At 40.4% G+C, this 23,212-nt stretch carries 23 protein-coding genes, 1 pseudogene and 2 riboswitches; of the genes and pseudogenes, 9 read left to right on the top strand and 15 right to left on the bottom strand.

Translation table 11 applies throughout. The features are described from left to right. Nucleotides 1-76: 76 nt before the first annotated feature. The 3 genes from AC1Q59_RS10240 to AC1Q59_RS10230 form a co-directional block, all read right to left on the bottom strand. On the bottom strand, nucleotides 77-226 hold the full coding sequence (locus AC1Q59_RS10240; protein ID WP_492365711.1) for an anti-repressor SinI family protein: 150 nt from the start codon (nucleotides 224-226) through the stop codon (nucleotides 77-79). Between the two features lie 101 nt (nucleotides 227-327). Next, a riboswitch (cyclic di-GMP riboswitch) is annotated at nucleotides 328-407 on the bottom strand. Between the two features lie 242 nt (nucleotides 408-649). Then, the gene (locus AC1Q59_RS10235; protein ID WP_492365710.1) at nucleotides 650-949 is read right to left on the bottom strand and encodes a DUF5658 family protein; all 300 of its coding nucleotides are present in this window, start codon (nucleotides 947-949) and stop codon (nucleotides 650-652) included. A gap of 70 nt (nucleotides 950-1,019) precedes the next feature. After that, nucleotides 1,020-1,163, bottom strand: coding sequence for an anti-repressor SinI family protein (locus AC1Q59_RS10230; RefSeq protein WP_492365709.1), 144 nt, complete (start codon nucleotides 1,161-1,163; stop codon nucleotides 1,020-1,022). A 547-nt stretch (nucleotides 1,164-1,710) separates the two neighbouring features. Between AC1Q59_RS10230 and AC1Q59_RS10225 the strand changes: the two genes are divergently transcribed. Both AC1Q59_RS10225 and AC1Q59_RS10220 read left to right on the top strand, forming a co-directional pair. Continuing rightward, complete coding sequence (locus AC1Q59_RS10225; protein WP_492365708.1) at nucleotides 1,711-2,127, top strand: MarR family winged helix-turn-helix transcriptional regulator; 417 nt, start codon at nucleotides 1,711-1,713, stop codon at nucleotides 2,125-2,127. Nucleotides 2,128-2,137: 10 nt separating this feature from the next. Then, entirely contained in the window at nucleotides 2,138-3,334 is a 1,197-nt protein-coding gene (locus AC1Q59_RS10220; RefSeq protein WP_492365707.1) for an MFS transporter, read from the top strand. Between the two features lie 496 nt (nucleotides 3,335-3,830). On the opposite strand, the gene motB is transcribed toward AC1Q59_RS10220, so the two are convergent. The 4 genes from motB to AC1Q59_RS10200 form a co-directional block, all read right to left on the bottom strand. Further along, nucleotides 3,831-4,598 carry a flagellar motor protein MotB gene (motB, locus tag AC1Q59_RS10215; RefSeq protein ID WP_492365706.1) on the bottom strand — a complete coding sequence of 256 codons (768 nt, stop codon included), beginning with the start codon at nucleotides 4,596-4,598 and terminating at the stop codon, nucleotides 3,831-3,833. Further along, nucleotides 4,591-5,385, bottom strand: a complete 795-nt coding sequence (motA, locus tag AC1Q59_RS10210; protein WP_492365705.1) for a flagellar motor stator protein MotA — start codon at nucleotides 5,383-5,385, stop codon at nucleotides 4,591-4,593. Before motA ends, motB begins: the two co-directional genes overlap by 8 nt. A 71-nt stretch (nucleotides 5,386-5,456) precedes the next feature. Then, nucleotides 5,457-5,636, bottom strand: coding sequence for a hypothetical protein (locus AC1Q59_RS10205; RefSeq protein WP_492365704.1), 180 nt, complete (start codon nucleotides 5,634-5,636; stop codon nucleotides 5,457-5,459). 337 nt (nucleotides 5,637-5,973) lie between these two features. Next, nucleotides 5,974-7,062 carry a CotH kinase family protein gene (locus tag AC1Q59_RS10200; protein WP_492365746.1) on the bottom strand — a complete coding sequence of 363 codons (1,089 nt, stop codon included), beginning with the start codon at nucleotides 7,060-7,062 and terminating at the stop codon, nucleotides 5,974-5,976. Nucleotides 7,063-7,287: 225 nt separating this feature from the next. Between AC1Q59_RS10200 and AC1Q59_RS10195 the strand changes: the two genes are divergently transcribed. After that, complete coding sequence (locus AC1Q59_RS10195; protein ID WP_492365703.1) at nucleotides 7,288-7,428, top strand: CotG/ExsB N-terminal domain-containing protein; 141 nt, start codon at nucleotides 7,288-7,290, stop codon at nucleotides 7,426-7,428. 96 nt (nucleotides 7,429-7,524) lie between these two features. Here AC1Q59_RS10195 and AC1Q59_RS10190 read toward each other — a convergent pair whose 3' ends face one another. After that, nucleotides 7,525-7,899: a DnaJ family domain-containing protein gene (locus AC1Q59_RS10190; RefSeq protein WP_492365702.1), complete on the bottom strand. Its 375-nt coding sequence runs from the start codon at nucleotides 7,897-7,899 to the stop codon at nucleotides 7,525-7,527. Nucleotides 7,900-8,001: 102 nt separating this feature from the next. On the opposite strand from AC1Q59_RS10190, the gene AC1Q59_RS10185 reads away from it, so the two are divergent. Continuing rightward, on the top strand, nucleotides 8,002-8,181 hold the full coding sequence (locus AC1Q59_RS10185) for a hypothetical protein (RefSeq protein WP_492365701.1): 180 nt from the start codon (nucleotides 8,002-8,004) through the stop codon (nucleotides 8,179-8,181). A 120-nt stretch (nucleotides 8,182-8,301) separates the two neighbouring features. Here AC1Q59_RS10185 and hutH read toward each other — a convergent pair whose 3' ends face one another. Next, on the bottom strand, nucleotides 8,302-9,798 hold the full coding sequence (hutH, locus tag AC1Q59_RS10180; RefSeq protein ID WP_492365700.1) for a histidine ammonia-lyase: 1,497 nt from the start codon (nucleotides 9,796-9,798) through the stop codon (nucleotides 8,302-8,304). Between the two features lie 292 nt (nucleotides 9,799-10,090). Here hutH and AC1Q59_RS10175 point away from each other — a divergent pair, with 292 nt between their 5' ends. From AC1Q59_RS10175 to AC1Q59_RS10165, 3 genes and pseudogenes are all read left to right on the top strand, one after another. Then, entirely contained in the window at nucleotides 10,091-12,184 is a 2,094-nt protein-coding gene (locus AC1Q59_RS10175; RefSeq protein WP_492365699.1) for a DNA topoisomerase III, read from the top strand. A 158-nt stretch (nucleotides 12,185-12,342) separates the two neighbouring features. Continuing rightward, nucleotides 12,343-13,623: an MDR family MFS transporter gene (locus AC1Q59_RS10170; RefSeq protein ID WP_492365698.1), complete on the top strand. Its 1,281-nt coding sequence runs from the start codon at nucleotides 12,343-12,345 to the stop codon at nucleotides 13,621-13,623. 64 nt (nucleotides 13,624-13,687) lie between these two features. Beyond that, a pseudogene (locus tag AC1Q59_RS10165) lies at nucleotides 13,688-14,919 on the top strand (aminopeptidase). Between the two features lie 318 nt (nucleotides 14,920-15,237). Here AC1Q59_RS10165 and AC1Q59_RS10160 read toward each other — a convergent pair. The 5 genes from AC1Q59_RS10160 to queF form a co-directional block, all read right to left on the bottom strand. Continuing rightward, the gene (locus AC1Q59_RS10160) at nucleotides 15,238-16,416 is read right to left on the bottom strand and encodes a DUF4309 domain-containing protein (RefSeq protein ID WP_492365697.1); all 1,179 of its coding nucleotides are present in this window, start codon (nucleotides 16,414-16,416) and stop codon (nucleotides 15,238-15,240) included. 324 nt (nucleotides 16,417-16,740) lie between these two features. Next, nucleotides 16,741-18,177 (bottom strand): sodium/pantothenate symporter, encoded by a 1,437-nt coding sequence (panF, locus tag AC1Q59_RS10155; protein ID WP_492365696.1) that lies wholly within the window; start codon nucleotides 18,175-18,177, stop codon nucleotides 16,741-16,743. After that, entirely contained in the window at nucleotides 18,174-18,467 is a 294-nt protein-coding gene (locus AC1Q59_RS10150) for a YhdT family protein (RefSeq protein ID WP_492365695.1), read from the bottom strand. Before AC1Q59_RS10150 ends, panF begins: the two co-directional genes overlap by 4 nt. A gap of 265 nt (nucleotides 18,468-18,732) precedes the next feature. Continuing rightward, nucleotides 18,733-19,368 carry a queuosine precursor transporter gene (locus AC1Q59_RS10145; RefSeq protein WP_492365745.1) on the bottom strand — a complete coding sequence of 212 codons (636 nt, stop codon included), beginning with the start codon at nucleotides 19,366-19,368 and terminating at the stop codon, nucleotides 18,733-18,735. 81 nt (nucleotides 19,369-19,449) lie between these two features. Then, on the bottom strand, nucleotides 19,450-19,947 hold the full coding sequence (gene queF / locus AC1Q59_RS10140) for a preQ(1) synthase (RefSeq protein ID WP_492365694.1): 498 nt from the start codon (nucleotides 19,945-19,947) through the stop codon (nucleotides 19,450-19,452). Between the two features lie 107 nt (nucleotides 19,948-20,054). Next, a riboswitch (PreQ1 riboswitch) is annotated at nucleotides 20,055-20,100 on the bottom strand. A 180-nt stretch (nucleotides 20,101-20,280) separates the two neighbouring features. Here queF and mscL point away from each other — a divergent pair. Further along, complete coding sequence (gene mscL, locus AC1Q59_RS10135; protein ID WP_492365693.1) at nucleotides 20,281-20,655, top strand: large conductance mechanosensitive channel protein MscL; 375 nt, start codon at nucleotides 20,281-20,283, stop codon at nucleotides 20,653-20,655. A 66-nt stretch (nucleotides 20,656-20,721) separates the two neighbouring features. Then, nucleotides 20,722-21,363 carry a Bax inhibitor-1/YccA family protein gene (locus AC1Q59_RS10130; protein ID WP_492365692.1) on the top strand — a complete coding sequence of 214 codons (642 nt, stop codon included), beginning with the start codon at nucleotides 20,722-20,724 and terminating at the stop codon, nucleotides 21,361-21,363. A gap of 156 nt (nucleotides 21,364-21,519) precedes the next feature. Here the strand turns inward: AC1Q59_RS10130 and cls are convergent, their stop codons facing one another. After that, nucleotides 21,520-23,031, bottom strand: a complete 1,512-nt coding sequence (gene cls, locus AC1Q59_RS10125; protein ID WP_492365691.1) for a cardiolipin synthase — start codon at nucleotides 23,029-23,031, stop codon at nucleotides 21,520-21,522. Nucleotides 23,032-23,212 lie beyond the last annotated feature (181 nt).

Below are 23,212 nucleotides of genomic sequence, written 5' to 3'. Positions count from 1 at the left end.
TTTTTTATTGTAAAAATAAAAGCATTTCTTTTAGAGACCCCCCTCATAAGAAACACTTCTCATTTCTTATATTTATTTAACTCGTTTTAATGCTAAATTCATTAATCGTACTTTTTAAAAGAAATTCCCTTATTTCGTCTTTTTCAATTCCCATATTCTTTGCTTCGATGATTAACTGGACCCATTCGCTGTCAAGTCCTTCATTTTGTCCATTAAGATTATTCAACCTATTCCCTCCCAAAATACCATTCGTATCCCAGGCAGTCCAGCCATCTTAGTATGTATCTCCTGTACTCCAGAAAATTGCGGTGTATGTATGTAGGACAATTTTCCGATCCAGCTTTCTCTTATACCTTAGATCTGTGACTTTGCGTCCCCATTTTTCAGTGGGTTTGCCATTTTCTGTGTCCTTAAAAACAAGCATAGTATTTTTTGCATAGTTGTATTTTACTAGCTTGCTTACGTTTGAATGTGTTACTTTTTGTCAAATAAATCTATGTTTTAAACCCAAATTTCCCCGATTAATCGACAATTTCCAACATATGGTTGTCATAAAGGTCAAAATTCATTGATTAAATAATGAAAATTATTATAAAAACCTATAAGGTGCCAGAAAAATAGGGAAACAAGTCGTCTATTTTATCAAGGATTACGCAATATACTGAAAAATCCATACCCCATGCAGAAAAATGACAGAGGTATAAAGTACCGAAGCTGCCAAGGATATAACTCTTATAGGCCTATTCGATGGAACCCGGTTAAAAACGACAAATCCTAACAACAAACAAGACAAGCATAGTTTAAAAACAAGAAAAATCACAGGATGTACATCGTAGAGAGAATGCATAAGCGGATTGAATTCGGTTATGATGGATGATTGGAGTCCCCAGAAGGTAACTGCACCATCAAACAAGTTCAAGAAAGCCAGATAAAGGAAAATGATTTTCACGAAAGTCCTCCATTATCAATCGGTTACTGAAATAAGGTAACTCAAAAAAAGTATCCCCGCCCAGGAATTACTATGATTTTTCACTAGCCTCCTCTCCCTGCCCATTATAAAAAAATTTGCGAATTTCCTCTTTTTCAATTCCTTGTTTTTTCGCTTCTAATATAAGCCGCATCCATTCCTTATCTAATTCCTTTGCGATGACCTTTGTCTCCAACCGTCCCATCCCCTTTTGAAAATGTCCACAAGCATAGTGATTTGATTTGTTCTTTATAGCAATCTATCTTCCTTTGAAACGGAATAGCATTTACATGAATTCTCTCAAGTGTCATTGCATCGAGGAAGGGATATTTCGTTAAATCGTTTCCGCATACAGGACAATGCCAGGCCCCATATTCACTGCTGCCGAATGATGGCCGTTGACATTTATCGCAGTTTTTTTGATACATTTTTTCACCACCCTGATTAGGTTGTTCTTTTAAAAGAACTATTAAGATGAGTATAGTCCAAATGTTCTGTTATGATAAAAATCGAAATTCTCACATTCGTTCTTTATATTGAACGTTTTTCATTCATTTACTCTTAATTCCTCTCATTTTCTTAATATTATGTATTATTTATAAAATTTATATAATAAAAGGCTTGGATTTTTTATGTAAACACTTTCAAAAAATCAAGTGAACATTTTTTGAACATTAGTCTAGACAAACTGATCGAAAGTGCATATAATTAGCTAGGTAACTAATTTAAATATAGGTGATTTAATGGAAAGCAACCAAACACAGCTTCTTCACTCCCTCAACCAGTTTTCCAGGCATTTTTCTAAGGCTCTCAACGAAGCACTTATCCCGCTCGGCCTCTATTCTGCTCAATGGACAATCATTTATCTCATAAAAACAAATGGATCCTCTACACAAAAAACGCTAGCACAGTATTTAGGCGTTGAAGCACCGACAATGACAAGAACGATTGCCCGTCTTGAAAAATCAGGGTGGATTACAAAACTGGTCGGTGCTGATAAACGGGAAAAGCAGATCGTTCTAACAGAAGCTGCCATGAATAAATATGAAGAATGGCATCAGGCAGTCAGAGCATGCGAGTCGAGAGTTCTAAAAACGATTGAGGATGAAGAAATTCATTCAATGCTATTATTTATTGAAAAAATGAAGGAAAATTTATAGGAGGAACAGCATGAAGAAACAACCATTATGGACGAAAGACTTTCTAAGTATCTCGTTCACCAGCTTTTTTCTTTTTATTGGGTTTTATATCTTACTGACAACATTGCCCATCTATGTAATGGATGATTTACATGGAGATGAAACACAAGTCGGACTCATCGTTTCCATGTTCTTGATTGCCGCAGTTCTTTGCCGGCCATTTACTGGCAAATGGCTTGATGAATATGGGCGAAAGAAAATCTTGCTGGCTGCTTTAATTATTTTTGCCGTTGCATCCTTACTTTATTTTTGGACGGATTCGATTCCGCTGCTGCTTGCTTTGCGCTTTGTTCACGGAATCGGTTTTGGCATGGCAACAACGGCCACCGGTGCGATTGTCGCAGATATTATTCCTGATGAGCGAAAAGGTGAGGGCCTCGGCTATTACGGAATGTTTATGAACATGGCTATGGTTATCGGTCCTTTCGCCGGCTTGACAATCATTCAATACATGGGCTTTGATATTATTTTCGGATTATGTACGGTCCTTGGCTTTTTAGCCGTTTTATTATCTATCATTGTTCGCGTGCCGAAAAGATCTGGTCATGGTGTTAAAAAACCAGCTCAAAAGCTTTCATTTTCCACCCTTTTTGAAAAAAATGCGATACCTATTTCAATTGTTGCGGGAATTCTTGCTCTTGGCTATGCAGGGCTGCTTTCCTTTATTTCTGTTTATGCGAAAGAACTCGGGCTTCTTACGGCTGCCAGCTTCTTCTTCGTCGTTTATGCTGTGTTTATTTTAATCTCCCGTCCATTTACCGGACGCTGGTTTGACATTCACGGAGAAAATAAAATTATCTACCCAGGGATTATTTTGTTTGCTGTTGGCTTATTACTCTTAAGTCAAGCGCATAACACCTTTGTATTCTTACTTGCGGGGGCTTTAATCGGACTAGGCTTTGGAACCATTCAGCCCTGCCTGCAAACCATTGCCATCCAAAGATCGGACTCATCAAAAAGAGGTTTGGCTACTTCAACCTACTTCACTTTCTTTGATACTGGCATCGGACTTGGCTCTTATGTGCTGGGAGTCATCGTGATTTATACAGGATTTTCATCCCTTTATATGATTCTTGCAGGGATCGTTGCCATATGTTTATTATTTTATTATTTATTGCATGGCAGAAAATCGGCTGCTGTCCGCCAAGTGAAGGAAAAAACGATATAAGCTGCTTAGAGAGGATCCATTTTTGGGTCCTCTTTTTTACTGTTAAGGGAGATTGACGGATGTATAGCGAATAGCGAAATTGGATTATTCACCAAGCTAAAATCTGCAGAGCTAACAGCTAATACATAAACTCGATTTTTGTCAACAACAAATTCCGAAAATTCAGTGAAATTTATTTGTCTATTTTGTGAATTTCAGCATATAATATTAGTAATATTCATACAGTGACAAATTTTTAAAGGAGGGGTTAGATTGACAATTTTCCATGTTATTAATTTTGCCATTCCGATTGGTGCTGCCGTCTTTTTAGGCTATAAGCTAGATCGTATGTGCAAACCTGAAGCGGCTAAAGAAAAAGAAGAATAATATTTTTTCATGGGGGCTGCTGATTTCAGCGGTTTTTTATTTTGTATAGATGTGAACCTTCTGAACAAATAACGCAGTGAACAGATTTGCCATCACTATTAGATAAAGAAAAAACTAAACCCAAAAAGGTTTAGTCAGCTGTTCTTGGCATGATTAAAATTTCAACTCTGCGGTTCTTCGCTCTTCCCTCAACAGTACCATTTGAGGCAATGGGCTGGAATTCACCAAATCCTTTGGCGCTAAACCATCTGGGATCCAGCTTTTCATTTTGCAGTAAAATTTTCATAAATTCAATGGCACGCATGACACTCAATTCCCAGTTTGAATCAAATGGTGCATTGCCAATCGGCACATTGTCCGTGTGGCCGCTAATGATAATGTTCCTTGGCGGATCCATGATCATTAGCTCGCTGATTTCTTCTGCAACTTTTCTATCCTGCGGTCTCACCTCAGCGCTCCCCGGAGCAAATAAAACATTATCCCTTATAGAAACTAACAGTCCTTCGTCTGTTAAAGAGGTTTGCAGCTTATTTGTCAGGTCTTTTTCCTCAATATATGTGTTGACCTTCTGCTGAATGGACGCCAGCTCATGTTGCTCCTCATCCTTGAGCAAAACAGGCTTATTTTGCAGAGTTTCTTTTTCGTCTTTATCTTCTATCACATCTGAAGATTGCATTTGCCCCTCTGGAATAGGACTTGGAAAATCAAAAATCCCTGTTCCACCGGAGAACGCACTATTTAAAGCACGTGACATGGCTTCAAACTTCTGTGCATCAATCGAGCTTGAAGAAAATAAGACGATAAATAATGCAAGAAGCAGTGTTAATAAATCGGCATATGGAAGAAGCCATGATTCGTTAGGATGCTCTTCATCCTTTTTCTTTTTTCTTCTACTCATCCAATGTCACGCTGCCTTTCTCTAGAAAAGTTCTTTTCTCTCTGGAAGGCAAATACGAAGCCAGCTTTTGCTCAATAACTCTTGGTGCCTCACCCTCAAGCACAGATAGTATCCCTTCGATCATCATTGTTTTGATCTTTGCTTCTTGTTTTGACTTTCTGCGCAGCTTGTTGGCAAAAGGGTGCCAAAGAACATAGCCGGTGAATATTCCGAGCATCGTTGCAACGAATGCAGCACTAATGGCATGTCCCAATGTTTGTGTGTCATTGATATTTCCTAGTGCAGCAATTAATCCAACAACCGCTCCAAGCACCCCAAGTGATGGTGCATACGTGCCAGCCTGTGAAAAAATTTGTGCTCCTGCCTCATGCCGTTCTTCCATTGCATCAATTTCCTCATTTAGAACGTCACGTATATAATCAGCACTTTGTCCATCCACAGCTAATGAAAGGCCATTTTTTAAAAATGGATCATTAATTTCATTTGTCTTCACTTCAAGTGCTAAAAGCCCTTCCTTTCGAGCAATCTGGGCCCACTCGGAAATGGTCTGTATAAGCTCTGTTGGATTCATATGATTTTGCTCTTTAAAAAGGACACCAAACAGCTTAGGCACTTTTTTGATTTCACTTGTAGGAAAGGCAATCGTCACTGTAGCAATCGTTCCTAATACTATAATTAACAGGGCAGCTGGGTTTATGATTACGATTGGGCTAACCCCTTTTAAAACCATCCCCACTCCGATAGCAATAACCCCTATAATGAGACCAATAATCGACGTTTTATCCATATGTATTCACCTTTCACTAAAAGATCCTATACTAGTTATTTCGACATATTTCCCAGAAAATGAAGAGCCTTTTACAAATATTGATAAGAAAACTCGACAATTTGAGATAATTTCATCACCAACTCAAAAAGACAGGGAGTCTCCCTGCCTTCTTTGTTCATAATTTCTTCAAAAAGTTGACGTTTATCATTTTTATTAAAACCAAAAAGGTCTTCTACAAAAATCACTTCTACGTCTTCTACAAAAATCACTTCTACGTCTTCTGCAGAAGTCAGTTCTGCGACGTCTGCTGTCGCTTCTGCGGTCGCTTCTTCGATTTTCTCTCACATTAACCCTATTTGCACGAATATCCACTTCATCGGCATTAATTTGTACTCTTCTTCTGCCAGTTGGCTGGTTCATGTTCATGTTGTCCATCATCTTCCCCCCTTTCTGTTTCGCTGATATAGAATATGTTCAAGCTTTAATTTGGAGTGGACAAACAACTAAAACAAACCACCCATTTTTCAAATACGATCAAAACTCCTATGATTCCAGAGTTAAAGAGTGTATTGCACAAAGAGCCGTCACAACAATCATTTTCTTCTACTAATTGAAACCCAGCTTTTTTAATTCATTTTTCATATAGTTATTTCTATCTTTAATGAATTGACAAATGAAGGCTGGTTCTGTATCGAATTGTTCAATAAAATCTTTTTTATATGGATCTTTTAAAACATATGGACGGAGAAGTTGATGCAATTCCAGTATCTTTGGTTCCATAAATTCGACTGTAAATTGATTATTGAGGATTTGAAGGAGGTATTTATAATATAAGTTTCTAAACGAAGGGACATCGAGCATTCTTGCTGATAATGTATTGAATCCATCTAGCCTAACATAGTCATAATCCATAATTTCACCATGGACATCTCTTCCCCAAGTTGCATCATAATCCCATGGTAGAATCTCGAATAAACCTGCGTCTCCATTTCTGCATAAGGCATAGTTTTGAACAAAACCATCAAAATTCTGGGTACAAACAACACCTGCTAGCCAACGCAAATACGTATCAACATTAATGTAATTTCCTATCTCTTGTTCAAATTCTTCCCTTAAGAGTGTATTTACTTTAAAAATAAATTCTTGCAAGAACAAGCATTCTTCATCCAATCCATACTTTATTTCATATCCCATTTCTAATGATTTCTTGGGAGCATCATCATATTCACTCATTAATGAAAAATTCGCGTCTCCATCAACTGCATAAAAAATCGATTGAACAGGAATGTCTCTTTTCTTGAAAAAATATTCGTCTACTGACTCTAATTGCAGATAAACACCTTCTTGTTTTCCATTTAAAACAAGAAATATATGTTCTGCGGAAGGTGCCATTACACCAATATCAGAGAAGAAATCAAAAGAAAGTTTATTTCTTATTAAAGAATGATCTTTATATTCTGCATTTAAGTGCAACTCTTTTGCCCCATTCCAAGTCTTCGGTTTATAGAAATGAATATGATACGATTTCTTATTGAACTCCCGAACATAATAACCTCTGTACATCACATCAATGTCGTACCTTTTATTTTGAATGTTTAATTTCCCAGTAACAGATTCGTTAGACCAAATATTTTTCTTTAACTTGATAAGACTATTAGGATTAATAAATAGATTATAAATAGGTATTTCGGCCATTTTCAAAACAGATCACTCCTAACTAAACCATTATTAAATCGTATGAAAAATCTTTGAGGAGTGACAATCCCTATTCGTCCATTTTTTATAAAAATACGCATTTGTGTAAGTCCCTCCCCATTGATGAGCCATATCCTATTACAAAGAAAAAAAGTGATTTAGTTAAATAGACAATTCGTCTATATTTAATTGCAATGATTTATTAATCTATAAGGAGGACTTACTTTGAGGGGCTACAGTGAAGATGATATCCGCCGTGCAGTTGATGAAGTAATTGCTGCGGGAATGGAAAGATTCCTATATCAAGAACCATTTGCTTCAGAAAGTTCAAGTCAATCTAAATATAGGAATTCTGAAAGAAAATAGACAAAAATTAAAAAGGCATTTGGGAATAAGAGAATTCCCAATGCCTTTTGTCATCAATCTGAGAGCCTTCCGTTCCCAGAAAGGCTCCAACTTTATTTAAAACAGCTTCTTATTAATTTTTTCCTCGTAATTTTTAAAAACGGCAGAGTTAGTTTTTTGCCCTCTTTTCGCCATGACACTATTATAACGCAGCATTTTTTCATTTAGTTTTCTGCGAAGCTCTTCTTTATCATCAGGGTTTTCGGCTTTTCGGATTAAGTCCTCAATGGTCATCATTTCGTGCTTTAGCTTGCTGTCTTCGTCCGTGTAACCTGCGTTTTTCATGATTCGAAAGGCCATGCGCAGATCCTCTGGGACAGATGCTAAATCATCTGCAGGAAGAGGTTTTCCATAACCAGGCAAATTCTGAAATTCTTTATCCTTATAAGCCTTTTTAATGCGCTCTTCAGCAATTATCCAAAAAAGGTCCATTGTTTGCCCCCTTTATCCTTCATTCCTCTATTATAGCATGCTTACATATCAATTTTATTTCGGGGGAAGCTACAGGAAGAAATAAGAAAGGGGTGTAGAATTATGGGCCGTGGCAGAAGTTTTAATAATAAAAATAAGAACCATCCTGGGGAATTCCCCGAAAACTCATTCATTACTAACAAAACAACAGAAGCCCAAGAGGACGAAGAATTTCTTGTTGTCCAGGAGGCCTTCAAAAATCGGATTGAAGGTCATAACGGAACCGAATTTAGAGATAAATAATATTTTATCGCTGTAAAGCGCCGGGGGCCTGTCCCCCGGCGTATTAACGCTTTAAACCATTGGTGGACACCATGGGGGGACAGGCCCCTAATGGTTTAACGTACTAAAGCACACCTAGTGTCAATTTTTTATTATTTCATCGATTTCAAGTTGTTTTAACCAAGCAGCACTGGCGGCTATATCCTTTGAATAGATGCGGTCTTTTTTGATAGACGGAACAATCTTCCTAGCTTCCCTATAAAATTTCCTTGTCTTCATTGCCATTTTCTCAACTCCCTTATACTCCACAGCCTGCAAAGCACAGATCAGTTCAATTGCCAGAACATGAATAAGATTTTGGATGATTTGATAGGCATGCCTTGCCGCTATGGTACCCATGCTGACATGGTCCTCTTGATTTGCCGAAGAAGGGATGGAATCCACGCTTGCCGGATGAGCTAGGGTTTTATTTTCTGATACCAGTGATGCCGCACTATATTGAAGAATCATTGCCCCAGATTGCAATCCAGGCTCCGGGCTTAAAAAAGGCGGCAAATCATTCAGCTGCGGATTGACAAGCCGTTCAATTCTCCGTTCAGAAATATTCGCCAGTTCAGCTGCAGCTATTTTCATAAAATCCATGGCAAGTGCAATCGGCTGTCCGTGAAAATTCCCTCCAGAGATGACATCTTCACCAAAGATAAGCGGATTATCCGTAGCCGCATTCATTTCAATCTCAAGCTTTTCCTTCACATAATCGAGTGCCTGCCATGAAGCCCCGTGAACTTGAGGGATGCAGCGAAGAGAATAGGCGTCCTGAACGTGCACCTCACCTTGCCTTGTGACTAGCCTGCTCCCAGCTAAATATCCTCTAATCCTTCGTGCTGTGTCTGCCTGCTGTCTATACCCGCGGGCCAAATGAATCCTTTCATCAAAAGCATCAATAATTCCATTTAAGCCCTCCATCGTTATCGCAGCAATCACTTCACTTTGCCAAGCAGCTTTTTCCGCCTCGAGGTACGCGACTGTCCCCATCGCAGTCATCGCCTGTGTCCCGTTAATAAGTGCCAGCCCTTCCTTTGCCTCCAGCACCAGCGGACTTAAGCCAACTTCGACAAGAACTTCCTTTGCTGGCCTTATGTTTCCTTGAAAAAACACTTCTCCCTCGCCAATTAGCACCAATGCTAAATGAGACAGCGGCGCCAAATCCCCGCTTGCACCAAGCGATCCCTGCTCGGGAATGGCCGGGTGGATGACCCGATTAACCAATTCGACTAAACGCTCTATTATCAAGGGCCTTACCCCGGAAAATCCCTTTAATAAAGCATTAGCCCGTAATAGAAGCATGGCACGGGAAACTGATTCTGAAAAGTACTCGCCAACCCCGCAGGCGTGCGAGCGAATCAAATTTAACTGCAGCTCCTTGACATCTTTTTGATTGATAAGCACATCACTAAATTTTCCAAAGCCAGTATTAATGCCGTAGACCACTTTTTCTTCGGCAACGATTTCTTTCACCGTTTCATGACTTTCCTTCACTTTAGCCATGCTTTTTTCTGAAACACTCACCTTCTCCTTTTGAAAAATAACCCTTTGCATTTCGTCTAAGGTTAATGTATGCCCTGTTAGAATGACCAACGCTTATCGCCTCCTTACTCCTTACTTCATTAGCAGGACAAAGAAAATAGGCTGTGTTTCAAACATAAGTTTGAAACACAGCCTTATTGTCCAATCGATCTATTATTAATGGCATCATTATCATCAGTCCCATCGCAAATCTTATTGTTATCTTATGCTGGGCATCTGTCTATTGTTCGTTATTTTTTACATATTTTAGCAAATCAGACCGCTAATGCAGTACTGGAAACAAGAGAACGTATGCCTCCCTATGTTATACTTACAATAAGAAATCTATCTAAGGGAGTTTTATATGAAATCATTAGTTTTAGCTGAAAAGCCAAGCGTAGCGCGGGAAATTGCCCGTGTGCTTGGCTGTACGCAATCACATAAAAGTTATATTGAAGGAAATCAGTATGTTGTGACATGGGCGCTCGGCCATTTGGTTGAGCTGAAGATGCCTGAGCATTACGACAATCGCTATAAGACTTGGAATTTGGAGGATTTGCCGATTATCCCAAAGGAAATGGGACTAAAGGTCATGAAGCAAACAAGCCACCAATACAAAGCCATTGAGGGTCTTGTCAAGCGAAAGGATATTAAAGATATTATTATCGCGACCGATGCCGGACGTGAAGGTGAGCTAGTGGCCCGCTGGATTCTCGAAAAAATGCATTCACGCAAGAAAATTTTGCGCTTATGGATTTCATCTGTCACCGACCGGGCAATCCGCGATGGCTTTAAACAGCTGAAGCCCGGAAATCAATTTGATAACCTCTATCAATCTGCCGTTTGCCGTGCAGAAGCTGACTGGCTGATTGGTCTCAACGTAACTAGGGCTCTGACAACCAAATACAAGGATCCCCTTTCAGCCGGCCGCGTGCAAACGCCGACCTTGTCTTTAATCATGGATCGTGAAAAACAAATTCAAACCTTCGTTCCAAAGGAATATTGGACGATTCGAGCGCAAATAGGTCCATTACAGACAGATTGGGAAAAAAATAATGAAAAACGAATTTTTTCAAAAGAAACAGCCGATAGAATCCTGAAAAAAGCCGAAAATCAAAAAGCAGTTCTTCAATCGGTAAACCGGAAAGAAAAGTCAGATCAGCAACCGCTTCCGTATGATTTAACCGAGCTGCAGAGAGATGCAAACAAGCGCTTTGGCTTTTCTGCAAAGAAAACATCCAATGTTTTGCAAAAGCTTTACGAACAGCACAAACTTGTCACCTATCCAAGAACGGATTCCCGCTACTTAACAAGGGATATGGAGGCAACCATGCTTGACCGTCTAAGCGGCATGGCATCCGCATATAAAGACGAGGTTCGCCCTCTTCTTGCTAATAAAGGAAAAGTTATTGCGAAAAGGGTCTTTAATAATGAAAAAGTTACAGACCACCATGCGATTATTCCAACAGAAGAACGCGTTCATTTAGGTGACTTATCCACAGATGAACGAAAGCTATATGATTTGATTGCCCGCCGATTTCTGGCCATTTTTCACCAGCCTTATAAATATGAAACGATTCATGCTGTTTTCGATGTGAATGGCGAAATTTTTACAGCAAAAGAAACCGCGGTAATTGACTTAGGCTATCGGGCGGTTTCCGGTCAGAGTGATGAAGAAAAAACCAGTCATGGCCTGAAAAACCTTAATCAGGGAAAAACATTCACTGTTCAATCCGTAGAGGCAATGAACAAATTTACTGAGCCGCCGCTTCGCTATTCAGAGGCAGATGTATTAACTCAAATGGAAAAGTACGGACTGGGGACACCAGCAACAAGAGCGGATATTATCGAAAGACTGCTTGGAACGGAAGCAGTTGAACGGCAAAATGGAAGACTGTATCCTACTCGAAAAGGCAAGCAGCTTATGGATCTTGTCAATGATAGTCTAAAATCACCGGAACTGACAGCAAAGTGGGAACAAGAGCTGGAACAAATTGCCCGCGGCCAAGCCGATCCGAAGAAGTTTTTACAAAACATTCGCAAACAGACAGAAAATCTTGTTTCTGAAATTAAAAAGAGCGACCAAACTTACCGTGCACATAACCTGACTGGATCCAAATGTCCGGAATGCGGTTCGTTCTTAAAAGAAAGAAACACAAAGGAAGGCAAAATATTAGTCTGTTCCGGTCTGAACTGCAGCTTCCGCAAGCGAAAGGATCCGAAACTATCTAATCGCCGATGCCCGCAATGCCATAAAAAGATGGAAATCCATCAAGGCAAGGCCGGAACCTACTTCCAATGCCGGGGATGTAATGTTGTCGAAAAAGCAGCTGATAAGAAAAAGGCTGTTAACAAACGTGAAGAGAGAAAACTCGTCCAAAAATACACCAAAAATGATGAGAACTTTGGAACAAGTCTTGGAGATCTTCTGAAAGCAGCACTAGAAGATAAGGAATAGCTATTTGGAGAGCAGCTTACAGGCTGCTCTTTTTTCTTTTTCGGATTATTGTCGGCCTTAATCATTGTGTTTGTCGAATTTTTTCGAAAAGAAAGTAGAAGAAACCATCCATGTTTTGTAGTATGATACTTGTTAGTCTGAAAAATGGAGTAATCATCATGAGAATTAGAGATTGGGATTCAAATTTAAAGGTTCGCTTATTTGGGGAAGCAGCAATGAATATTACGTTCTGGATGTTTTTCCCTTTCCTCGCGATTTATTTTGCCGGCGAGTTTGGCAAGGACAAAGCGGGGCTGCTGCTGGTTTTTTCCCAGGTTTTTTCCGTTATTGCCAATTTAATGGGCGGATATTTCGCCGACCGCTATGGCCGCAAAAGGATGATGGTCCTTTCAGCTTTTGGTCAGGGAATTTGCTTTTTAGTCTTTGCTATCGCAAATTCACCTTGGCTTGATTCGCCATGGCTGGCGTTTTTTGCCTTTTCACTTGTCGGAGTCTTTAGCTCGTTTTATTGGCCGGCGAGTCAGGCGATGGTTGCCGATGTCGTCGACGAAAAAGATCGAAGCCATGTGTTTGCGATCTTCTACACTTCTATCAATATTGCGGTTGTCATCGGGCCGATTCTTGGCGCGATTTTTTATGCCAATTACCGATTCCAGCTTCTAATATTTGCTGGATTCATCTGTATGGTGCTGGCTGGAATCCTGAATAAAATGACAAGAGAAACCGTGCCAGCCCAGCTTAATATCGCCAAGGAACGTGTGAAATGGTATTCTGTCCTGGCCAGTCAGGTAAAGGATTATGGCATAATTTTTAAAGATAAGGTGTTTCTCCTCTTTATCATCGCAGGGGTTCTAGCCGCGCAGACTTTTATGCAGCTTGATCTGCTAATCCCTGTCTATACAAACGAATTTGTCCATAATCAAACGCTGATAAGGCTTGGAGATTGGACGTTCACGGTTCGAGGAGAGCAGGCCTTTGGCATTCTTTTATCAGAAAACGGCTTACTTGTTGCTTTATTCACGGTTGTTGTGACTAAATGGATGATGAAGTTTAAGGAAACGAATGTTTTTATTCTTTCCTCTCTAACCTATGCAGCCGCGATTCTGATATTGGGGCATACCGCGTGGATTTGGGGACTAATCTTTGCGATGGCGATTTTCACACTTGGTGAATTAATGGCAGCGGGCCTTCAGCAAAGCTATGTTTCAAAAATTGCCCCCGAGCATATGCGCGGTCAATATTTTGCGGCAGCCAGTTTGCGTTTTACGTTTGGGAAAATGCTTGCTCCTATTTCCATTCCATTAACCGTCTGGGTGGGATATGATTGGACGTTCATCATTCTTGCTGTTCTTTCCGTATTTAGTGCCATTTTGTACTGGGTCATGTCATCGATTTCGGAAAAAGCAAATGAACTGACAATGAAAAAGGGCTCAGTATAAAATTTCCTTTTTAAATCAAAAAAAGATAAAATAGAAAAGAAGATTTTGGTAAAGGAGAATAATGATGAGCGAATTTCAAAAGAATTTAGAGAAGTATGCTGATCTTGCTGTTAAGGTTGGCGTCAACATTCAAAACGGTCAGACACTTGTTGTCAACACAACCCTTGATTCTGCCGAATTAGTGCGCCTGATTGTAAAAAAGGCCTATGAAGCTGGTGCATTTAACGTTATTGTCAACTGGACTGATGATGTGGTCTCACGCACGAAATATGATCTAGCTCCAGACGAAGCATTTAATGAATATCCCCAATGGCGCGCTAAAGAAGTTGAAGACCTGGCGAAAAATGGAGCCGCTTTCATGTCGATTGTTTCTGCAAGCCCGGACCTTTTTAAGGGAGTGAACCCGCAGAGAATTGCTACTTTCCAAAAGGCGGCAGGCAAAGCATTAGCTAATTACAGAAAAATGATGATGTCCGATAAAGTTAGCTGGACAGTAATCGCTGCGCCATCACCTGCTTGGGCAGACAAGGTATTCCCGGATGCATCTGCCGAGGAAAGAGTGTCATTGCTTTGGGATGCCATTTTTAAAGCCATCCGCATTGACGCAGCAGACCCTGTGGATGCATGGAAAAAGCATGATGATACCCTTCATGAAAAAGTTGATTATTTAAATGAAAAACGCTATAAAAAGCTTCACTACCGTGCACCAGGAACAGATTTAACCATTGAACTTCCTGAAAAGCACTTATGGTGCGGTGCTGGCAGCATTAATGAAAAAAGCCATGAATTTATGGCCAATATGCCCACAGAAGAAGTGTTTACAGCTCCTTTAAAAACGGGCGTGAACGGTACGGTCTCCAGTACGAAACCACTAAGCTATGGGGGCAATATTATCAATAACTTCTCACTTACTTTTGAGAACGGACGCATTATAGATGTAAAGGCGGAAGAAGGAGAAGAAATTTTAAAACACTTAGTGGAAACAGACGATGGTTCCCATTATCTTGGTGAGGTCGCTCTTGTGCCATTTAGTTCGCCAATTTCCCAGTCCAATCTGCTTTTCTATAATACTTTGTTTGATGAAAATGCATCAAACCACCTGGCTATCGGAAGTGCCTATCCTTCTGTCTAGACGGAGGCAAGACCATGTCAAGCGAGGAATTAAAAGAAGCTGGACTGAACGAAAGCCTGACACACGTTGATTTCATGATTGGATCTAATCAAATGGATATCGACGGCATTACTGCTGATGGGAATGAAGAACCTATCTTCCGCAAGGGCGAGTGGGCATTTTAATATGATAGACCCAAAAAAATCATGCGATGAATTCTCGCATGATTTTTTTCTTTTACACCTTCTGAGCTGCTCGAAACCTGGTTGCGAAAAGACTTAATCTCTTTCGATTGAACTTATTATCCTTCCGAAAGATTCGAAACTTCCTTTTGAAGGTTTTGCTTCCCTTCCGAATAACTCGGAACTTCCTTTCGAAAAGTAATACACACCTTCTGAAAGATTCGGAATTCCCTTTCGAATGCCCCCCCTCTGAACTGTTCAAAAGCTGGTTGCGAAAGTTTTATATAAAAATAAGAGCCAATTATTCGGCTCTTAACAAGGCTATATATTTTTCTGAAGGCAGATAGCTGTGACCTTCCCTTCTGCATTTCCATCAATTTTAATAATATATTTATCTGCCATATAGATCAGCTGCTGACCGGCATCATTAGGCAAAGAAATGATTTTGGCAGGTTTACCAAATAATTTTTCAATTTCAGCCAGAGTTGTTTTTACCCGCTCACCAGGAATAGAAACAGCTTTAATAATTTCTGTATCCTCTTCGTAATAAAAAGTAATATCTGGATACATAATGTACGGGCTGTTGTTATATATACCCTTTTCCATATAGTCGGGATTAGCCTTTTTGATGTTCTCAATATTTGTGCCTATTGGGTACGGATTTCCTAATGGAATTCCCTGTTTGGCTTTTTCTATAACATCCTTGCTCAGCTGAAGATTTTTAAAAGGAAAATAATGCTCCTTTTTCTCGCTCCAGAGATTGTACCAATACTCGCCAGATTTGACTCCATTGATTTCTTTATCATCCAGCACGGTTTCGTCTGCTTTCATTAAGGTGTAGGTTTGGGCGTCAAACTTCCACGTTGTAAATTTCCAAGTCCCCTCCCCCATGTCATAGGCAGTCTGAATATATTCCTGATCAATAACTTTCATTTCATTATCAGAAATTGGCCCAAAGGCACTATCAGAATGAAGCTGAACAACTTCACCATTTTTTATCGTGAATAAATAGGGATTATAATTTCCGTGCTCATCAGATTGCAGGATAGCAAGAATCGTATGATCCCCCATATTTAAGGAATAGGCCTGCTTAAGCGGCAGTTGGAAAGTAAACGGTCCTAGGTCTTCAAGAGCTCCTTGTTTATACGCGTTTGCGGAATCATTTTCTGCAAGGTAAAAAGCATAATGCCCTTTGTAAGCTGGCTTTTTCCCGGATTCCTTAGAATTTGCAATATTTTGTTCATCCTCTGCATAGACAAACACTTTAAATTTAAAGGTTCCCTCTTTTGCCTCGAATTGGAATAGCGATTTATCTTTTAACCAATCTGTTTCCTTTTCTATCTTACCCTCTTTTGCGACAGCTGCTTCACTTAATAACAGCTGGCTGCTTTGTTCATCAATGGACTTTTCCGATTTACTCAGTGTATGCACTTCATTCTCACATGCTGCCAGCAAACCAGTCAGCAGCACAGCTGAAAAAATATATTTTAAAAGTTTCATTGTCATCTCCTAGAAAACGTTCATTACATGGTTGTTATGTATTAGGATCATAATAAATATATATGTTAGAAGTGTAACAAATTGATGACAATCTTACAAATCTCGTAATATAACAATTTTTTGAAAGATTTCGAGGAAATAGGTAATACCTCCCGCCTGCAGGGGGTATTGATAGTCTTTCTCTGCTGGAAAAACCTTTGGGAAGCGCCTTCATTCGAAAAATGAAGGACTTTCGCGGTAAAATTTTCATTAATTGGGTTTTATCTTTGAAAGTCCAATCAAAAAGAAAAGTCTTTCACAGACAATGCGAAAGACTTTTCCTGCTCATATGGAATGGAGCATTTTTTTTCCCGTCAACAAACTCACTGCGACAAATACAATGAGTGAAAAACTGACTGGAAGAACGACCGTGTGCATGCCAAACGGATCTGGAAAATAGGTATATATAATGATATAAGAGCCTGTCCCAACAAGCATCGAAGCGACCGCGCCAAACTTATTGCCTTTTGCCCAATATAGGCCAAGAACAACTGGCCAGATAAAGGCAGCCTCCAGTCCGCCAAAAGAGAACAGGTTCAGCCATATAATGAGGTCTGGCGGACTCAGGGCCATTAAAAATACGAGAATTCCCAAAATCGTAGTTACTCCAAAGCTCATTTTCTTAATGACGCTCTCTGAGGCATCTGGTTTTATATAGTTAATATAAACATCCTTAACTACAGCCGAGCTGACAAGCAGCAGCAATGAGTCTACCGTAGACATGATGGCGGCCATCGGTGCCGCCAAAACAATTCCCGCTAGCCACGGCGGCAGAACCTCAAGAGCAATCATCGGCATTACCTTGTCTCCTATTTCAATGCCAGGCAATATGGGACGGGCAAACACACCAATTAGATGCATGCCAAGCATGATAAAGCCAACAACAATCGTTCCGATAATAATCGCCCTATGCATGGCTTTTGAATTTTTATAAGACATCGCCCTGACCGTCACCTGCGGCAGGCCAACAACACCGACACCCACCAATACCCAGAAAGAGGAAACATACAACGGGGTAAGTCCTCCATCAAATCCGTAAGGGCGGATCAGATTGGGATTTTCCGCAGCCAGGTCCTGAATAATATTTGGAATTCCTCCGCCCGCGATAATGACTGCGATAAGCAGAATAAGCGTCCCAATAAACATGACCGCTCCCTGGATCGCATCAGTGACAGCTACAGCGCGAAATCCGCCGATAATAACATAAAACATAACTGATACAACAAATACAAATAAGGCCGAAGTATAGCTTAATCCTGTCAAGGACTCAATGAGCCTTGCCCCACCCACCCATTGGGCGGCCATGGATGAGAAAAGAAAAACAATGATGCTGATTGCCGATAACAGCACAACCCACTTGCTCTGGTACCGTTCTTTTAAAAAATCAATAAGGGTTACCGCCTGGTATTGCCGGGCGATGATGGCAAACTTTTTCCCAAGGACCATGAGAACAAAATATCCTGTTACCACCTGGGACATAGCCAGAAGCACCCAGCCAAGACCCTGGGTATAGGCTGCCCCTGGTCCGCCAATAAAGCTGCTTGCACTCCCATAGGTTGCCATCATGGTCATCGCTAAAATGAAACCGCCGAGCTCTCTTCCGCCAAGAAAATATTCCTGCAAAAACGAATTGGACTTATTCATATTCCTGCTGGCCCAAAGCCCTGCAATAAAAATAAGGATTAAAAACACAATTAATGGTGTGACAACTTCCCACTTCATTTCTTTGGCGCTCCCCCTTTCATCTCTTCATCAAAGGGGACTTCCCTGAAGAAAAATTTCACTGCAAATATGACTAGAATGCACATGATAACAAAGCCGGCTACACAGCTGTAAAAAAACCATGCAGGCAAGCCAAATATGTACTGGTACTCATCGGCCGGCTTGGAGCCCATGCCATAGGCAAAGCCAAACCACCAGATGAAATTGATCAGAACGAGACCAACACCGATCCATGCCTCTTTTTCAGCAATCTTAAACCGCGGGTCCTTCTGATTGGTCTTCTTATCCATTTCAACCTCCTGCTAAACACACATGACCTATGCTGAATTAAATAAAAAACTTACCCTTAGTATTCTATCCGAACACCAAAAATTTGCATAGGGGAGCATAAGAAGGTTACCTAAAAATAAAGCACTCACATGCAATTTCATATCTTAAGCTTAAGTACATAAAAAAGAAGCAGGAAACCTCCCTGCTTCACCGCACTAACGCACTGGGGGTCAGGCCCCCAGTAGTTTAAAGCACTAACGCGTCGGGGGACTGTCCCCCACTAGTTTAAAGTGCTGCAGTATTAATTGTTTTTGCTGCTGTTTCTTTTTTGCAAAGTTTAACAAATAAGTATACAAGCGGTGTGTCGAGAAGTGCGACGGTAAATTTAAAGGCGTATTGTGTTAGAATCAGGCCGAACAGCGCGCTGATTGGCATGGTTCCGTAGAAGGCTACAAAGATAAAGACAGTTGTGTCAATCAGCTGACTTGTAACCGTTGAAAGGTTATTTCGCAGCCATAATTTCTTACTGCCATGCTTTTCCTTTAATTTATGGAAGACAAATACGTCTAGGTTCTGACTTATGAAATAAGACAGCAAGCTTGCAATAGTGACACGAAAGCTTCCGCTTAAGATCGTTTCAAATTCTGACTGCGCCTCAAAAAATGGTGCCGCCGGCAGCTGGATGGCCGCATAAATAAAAATTCCGGCAAAAATCTGCGTGATAAATCCAGCAAGAACGGTTTTTCGAGCCGCTTCCTTTCCATATACTTCACCAATAATATCTGTAATTGGGTACGTAAAAACATAAACAATAACGGCTGCCGGGAGCATCGCCCAGCCTCCTAAACTAAAAAGCTTCACAGCTAAGATATTAGATAAAATGAGCAGTCCCGTAAAAGCTGCATTTAAATATAATAGCATTCCCATTCATTCCTCCCCTCAAATTCGGGACAAAGGGCCTATGACGTTCGCGCGGGACAAGGTGCCTGTCCCTCTGTCCTTTTATCGGTTGTCGACGGTTTCTGGGTAGAGATCGTGGTTCATTAGGCGGTTCTCTGCCATTTTTTCATACTTTGTGCCTGGCTTACCGTAATTGCAGTAAGGGTCGATGGAGATTCCTCCTCTTGGGGTAAATTTCCCCCATACCTCAATATATCGCGGATCCATTAGCTCGATGAGGTCATTCATGATGATGTTCATGCAATCCTCATGGAAATCACCATGGTTCCGAAAACTAAATAAATAAAGCTTTAAAGACTTGCTTTCAACCATTTTTTTATCAGGGATATAGCTGATGTAAATCGTTGCAAAATCTGGCTGTCCCGTGATAGGACAAAGACTTGTAAATTCCGGGCAGTTGAATTTCACAAAATAATCACGGTACGGATGCTTATTGTCAAACGACTCCAAAATCTCCGGTGAGTACTCAAACAAATACTTCGTCCCTTGATTGCCCAATAAGGTAATATCCTTAAGCTCCTCTTCTTTTCTTCCAGACATAAAAAAATCCTCCTTTATATGACCGCGCCAATAAAAGAGGTTCACTAAAAGCTCCATAAAAATATAAAAACCATATCCTCTTTGGATATGGTTGATTATTTTTAATCAAAGCCATAGTTTTTTATAGAGGGTGAAGCTATGAACCTCTCCCGCTGGACACGGGAAGTTATGAAGTTTTTCAGGTAGACTAAAACACAGTCTCGTGTACCTGCCGAAAAACATAATAGTGGATAAACAACTTTCTGTCAATAGGACGTTTAAGAGGAATAGACCTTTCCACTATTTACATAGTATAATTAGCAGGATATTTTTAAAGAAAGGTGTTATTACTATATGTGGAATGAATTTAAAAAATTCGCACTCAAAGGAAATGTACTAGATCTTGCTGTCGGGGTAATTATCGGGGCTGCGTTCGGAAAAATTGTTTCCTCTCTTGTTGAAGACATCATCATGCCTCTTGTTGGTCTTCTTGTTGGGGGAATTGATTTAAAAGAATTAGCTTTTACGGTTGGGTCAGCTGAAGTCAAATACGGGATGTTTGTACAAAATGTGGTTGACTTCCTAATTGTGGCCTTCTCAATCTTTATGTTTGTCCGTCTAGTCAATAAATGGTTTAAAAAGAAAGAGGAACCGAAACGTGAAGCACCAAAGGTAGATACAAAAGAGGCTTTGTTAACAGAAATCAGAGATTTATTAAAAGAAAGATAATTTTTTATGAAACTCTTTTTATGGACAAACGTATATTTAGGTAAGAAATATGATGAGGTGAATTAAATGTACTATCAACAAACAGCTAATAATAGTTATATGCCGTCAGTATTAAGAGCATTTGCCCTATCGCTTGCTGTTGCTTTCGCGGGTACAATGGCGGGTGTATTTGTGCCGCCGGCGTTGTTTTTGCCGCTGATTATCTTAGAATTCGTTATGTTAATCTTTGCGTTCTTTATTCGCAGGAAAAAAGCGATGTCCTATACCTTTTTATACGCATTTACATTTATATCCGGTGTAACGACCTACCCAATTGTTTCTCATTATTTAACAGCCATCGGGCCAAATCCAGTGCTGCTTGCACTCGCGACAACCACAACTGTATTTACCGGCTTAGCAATTTATGCATCAACAACAAAGCGTGACTTAAGCTTTTTGGGCGGCATGCTAATGGCAGCATTGCTGGCTCTCATTGCGATATCTATTTTTAATATCTTCTGGCCGTTAAGCTCCACAGGCATGCTTGCCTTTTCATTCATTGGTGTACTGGTATTCAGCGGATACATTTTATTCGATTTCAATCGGATGAAGCACCACGGAGTTTCCGCAGAAGAGGTTCCGCTTATGGCACTAAACCTATACCTGGACTTTATCAACCTGTTCATCAGCATCCTTCGTATCTTCGGGATTCTTGGAAGCAGGGACTAATCTAGACTAGCACCAAAAAGCAGGGGAATTCATTCCCCTGCTTTTTTGCATTCGCCACATTCGGATCACCTTGCCGCTTTAACGCTTTACTCCTGCGGGGGCCTGTCCCCCGATGCTTTAACGCTTTACTCTCGCGGGGGCCTGTCCCCCGGCGCTTTAAAGCACTCCAGAAAAGAGTCTGGCGAAGGATTCTTTGGTTCGTTCGGCGAAGCCTCTTTTGTAGTATTGGACTGAGTTGATTTTTTCGCTTTCTTTCATGTCTTCTTCGTAGTGAGCAACGAGGTCGCGGATGGAGCTTGTACCATACAATAGTACATTGACCTCAAAGTTCAGGTGGAAGCTGCGCATGTCCATATTGGCCGTTCCCAATGAGGCGAGGTTCCCATCAATAATAATAACCTTTTGATGCAGGAATCCCTTTTTATAAGAATATATCTCTGCTCCGTATCGCAGCAGCTCGGAAAAATAAGACCGGCTTGCGTATTGTGTCAGGAAACCGTCATTGACTTCCGGAACCATGATTTTAACCTCAATCCCTTTTGCAGCCGCTACCCTTAATGCCGTTCGAATGGCTTCATCTGGAACCAGATATGGAGTTGCAATCCAAATCGACTTCATAGCTGACGAAATCATCGAAAAGTAAAAATCGCTCATAATCCCCTGCTGTGTATCCGGACCGCTTACAACCACCTGCACAGCCCCATCAAGCACGCCGTCATCCACCTTAGGCTTATTGTCTGTATATCTTTGAATCATTTTCTCATTGCTCACATACTCCCAATCAAGCAAAAACACCATATGTAAAGTATAAACCGCTTCCCCCAAAAGGAGCATATGGGTATCCCGCCAAAAACCGACCTTTTTATCCCTTCCAAGGTACTCTATGCCAACATTCAGCCCGCCAACAAAACCAATCTCCCCATCAATAACAATGATCTTTCGATGGTTTCGAAAATTAATTTTCTGATTGAAAAATCCATACTTTAAAGGCGAAAACATCTGAACCTTAATACCGGCCCCTTCCATGGCCTTAAGGTCATTAGGATCCATCTTTCTGCTTCCAACGGCATCTGCCATGAACAGCACCTCAACGCCTTCAAGCGCTTTTTCAATTAAAATTGAAATCAATTCCTTGCCAAGTTCATCTGTGCGATAAATATAATATTCCATATGGATAAAGGTTTTGGCTTCTTTCAGCCTTCTTTTGATTTCCGAAAAAGTTTCCTCGCCATTTTTTAAAATTGCCGCACGGGATTCCGTACTGATCGGTGTTGGCGATGCGTTTTGGGCAAATTTAACAAACATATGCTGGTTATCCTGCAAAAAAGAAAGATCATCAGGGATATCCTTCTGAAGCAGCTTCCTCCATTCGTCCCTGTTGTATTTGCGCTTGCTTTTAAACAGATATCCTTTTAAGTAAAGCTGACCGGAAAATAAGTAAAACAAATAGCCAAACACTGGGAAAAATACGAGGACATATATCCATAACAATGTCGCTTGCGGTGAGCGATTTTCTAGCATTAATGAAAAAATGCTGACAGCGAGTGTTGAAAAGTATAACAGAGTAAGCCCATACTTAACGGGAGGACTTACTGGATAAAACAAAAGCAGAATTAAAGAAGTAATTAATATAAAGGCAATAACAAATTCTCCCCGGCGCTTTCTCATTTTATCGCTCTCCATGTCTAGTTGTCGTAAGCATATCCTTTCCAAATTGCTCATTTTTCATTTGGCTATATTAAATTAGGCCGTTGTTTTCCTCTCCAGGCGCTTAAAATTACATTAAACTTTAACACAGCTTTCATTTAGAAAGGCCCCTTTCTTACTTTCATTCCTTTTTTTACGCCAT

This window comes from Cytobacillus sp. MT66 (assembly GCF_058792595.1).
This window is presented reverse-complemented; position numbering and strand designations above follow the sequence as displayed.

Coding starts and splice junctions, on each gene's coding strand:
- AC1Q59_RS10220 (WP_492365707.1), top strand. CDS start 2,138: ATGAAGAAACAACCATTATGGACGAAAGACTTTCTAAGTATCTCGTTC.
- AC1Q59_RS10150 (WP_492365695.1), bottom strand. CDS start 18,467: ATGGATAAGAAGACCAATCAGAAGGACCCGCGGTTTAAGATTGCTGAA.
- mscL (WP_492365693.1), top strand. CDS start 20,281: ATGTGGAATGAATTTAAAAAATTCGCACTCAAAGGAAATGTACTAGAT.
- AC1Q59_RS10190 (WP_492365702.1), bottom strand. CDS start 7,899: ATGGACCTTTTTTGGATAATTGCTGAAGAGCGCATTAAAAAGGCTTAT.
- AC1Q59_RS10225 (WP_492365708.1), top strand. CDS start 1,711: ATGGAAAGCAACCAAACACAGCTTCTTCACTCCCTCAACCAGTTTTCC.
- panF (WP_492365696.1), bottom strand. CDS start 18,177: ATGAAGTGGGAAGTTGTCACACCATTAATTGTGTTTTTAATCCTTATT.
- cls (WP_492365691.1), bottom strand. CDS start 23,031: ATGAGAAAGCGCCGGGGAGAATTTGTTATTGCCTTTATATTAATTACT.
- motB (WP_492365706.1), bottom strand. CDS start 4,598: ATGAGTAGAAGAAAAAAGAAAAAGGATGAAGAGCATCCTAACGAATCA.
- AC1Q59_RS10170 (WP_492365698.1), top strand. CDS start 12,343: ATGAGAATTAGAGATTGGGATTCAAATTTAAAGGTTCGCTTATTTGGG.
- motA (WP_492365705.1), bottom strand. CDS start 5,385: ATGGATAAAACGTCGATTATTGGTCTCATTATAGGGGTTATTGCTATC.
- AC1Q59_RS10130 (WP_492365692.1), top strand. CDS start 20,722: ATGTACTATCAACAAACAGCTAATAATAGTTATATGCCGTCAGTATTA.
- AC1Q59_RS10200 (WP_492365746.1), bottom strand. CDS start 7,062: ATGGCCGAAATACCTATTTATAATCTATTTATTAATCCTAATAGTCTT.
- AC1Q59_RS10145 (WP_492365745.1), bottom strand. CDS start 19,368: ATGCTATTATATTTAAATGCAGCTTTTACGGGACTGCTCATTTTATCT.
- AC1Q59_RS10185 (WP_492365701.1), top strand. CDS start 8,002: ATGGGCCGTGGCAGAAGTTTTAATAATAAAAATAAGAACCATCCTGGG.
- queF (WP_492365694.1), bottom strand. CDS start 19,947: ATGTCTGGAAGAAAAGAAGAGGAGCTTAAGGATATTACCTTATTGGGC.
- AC1Q59_RS10160 (WP_492365697.1), bottom strand. CDS start 16,416: ATGAAACTTTTAAAATATATTTTTTCAGCTGTGCTGCTGACTGGTTTG.
- AC1Q59_RS10175 (WP_492365699.1), top strand. CDS start 10,091: ATGAAATCATTAGTTTTAGCTGAAAAGCCAAGCGTAGCGCGGGAAATT.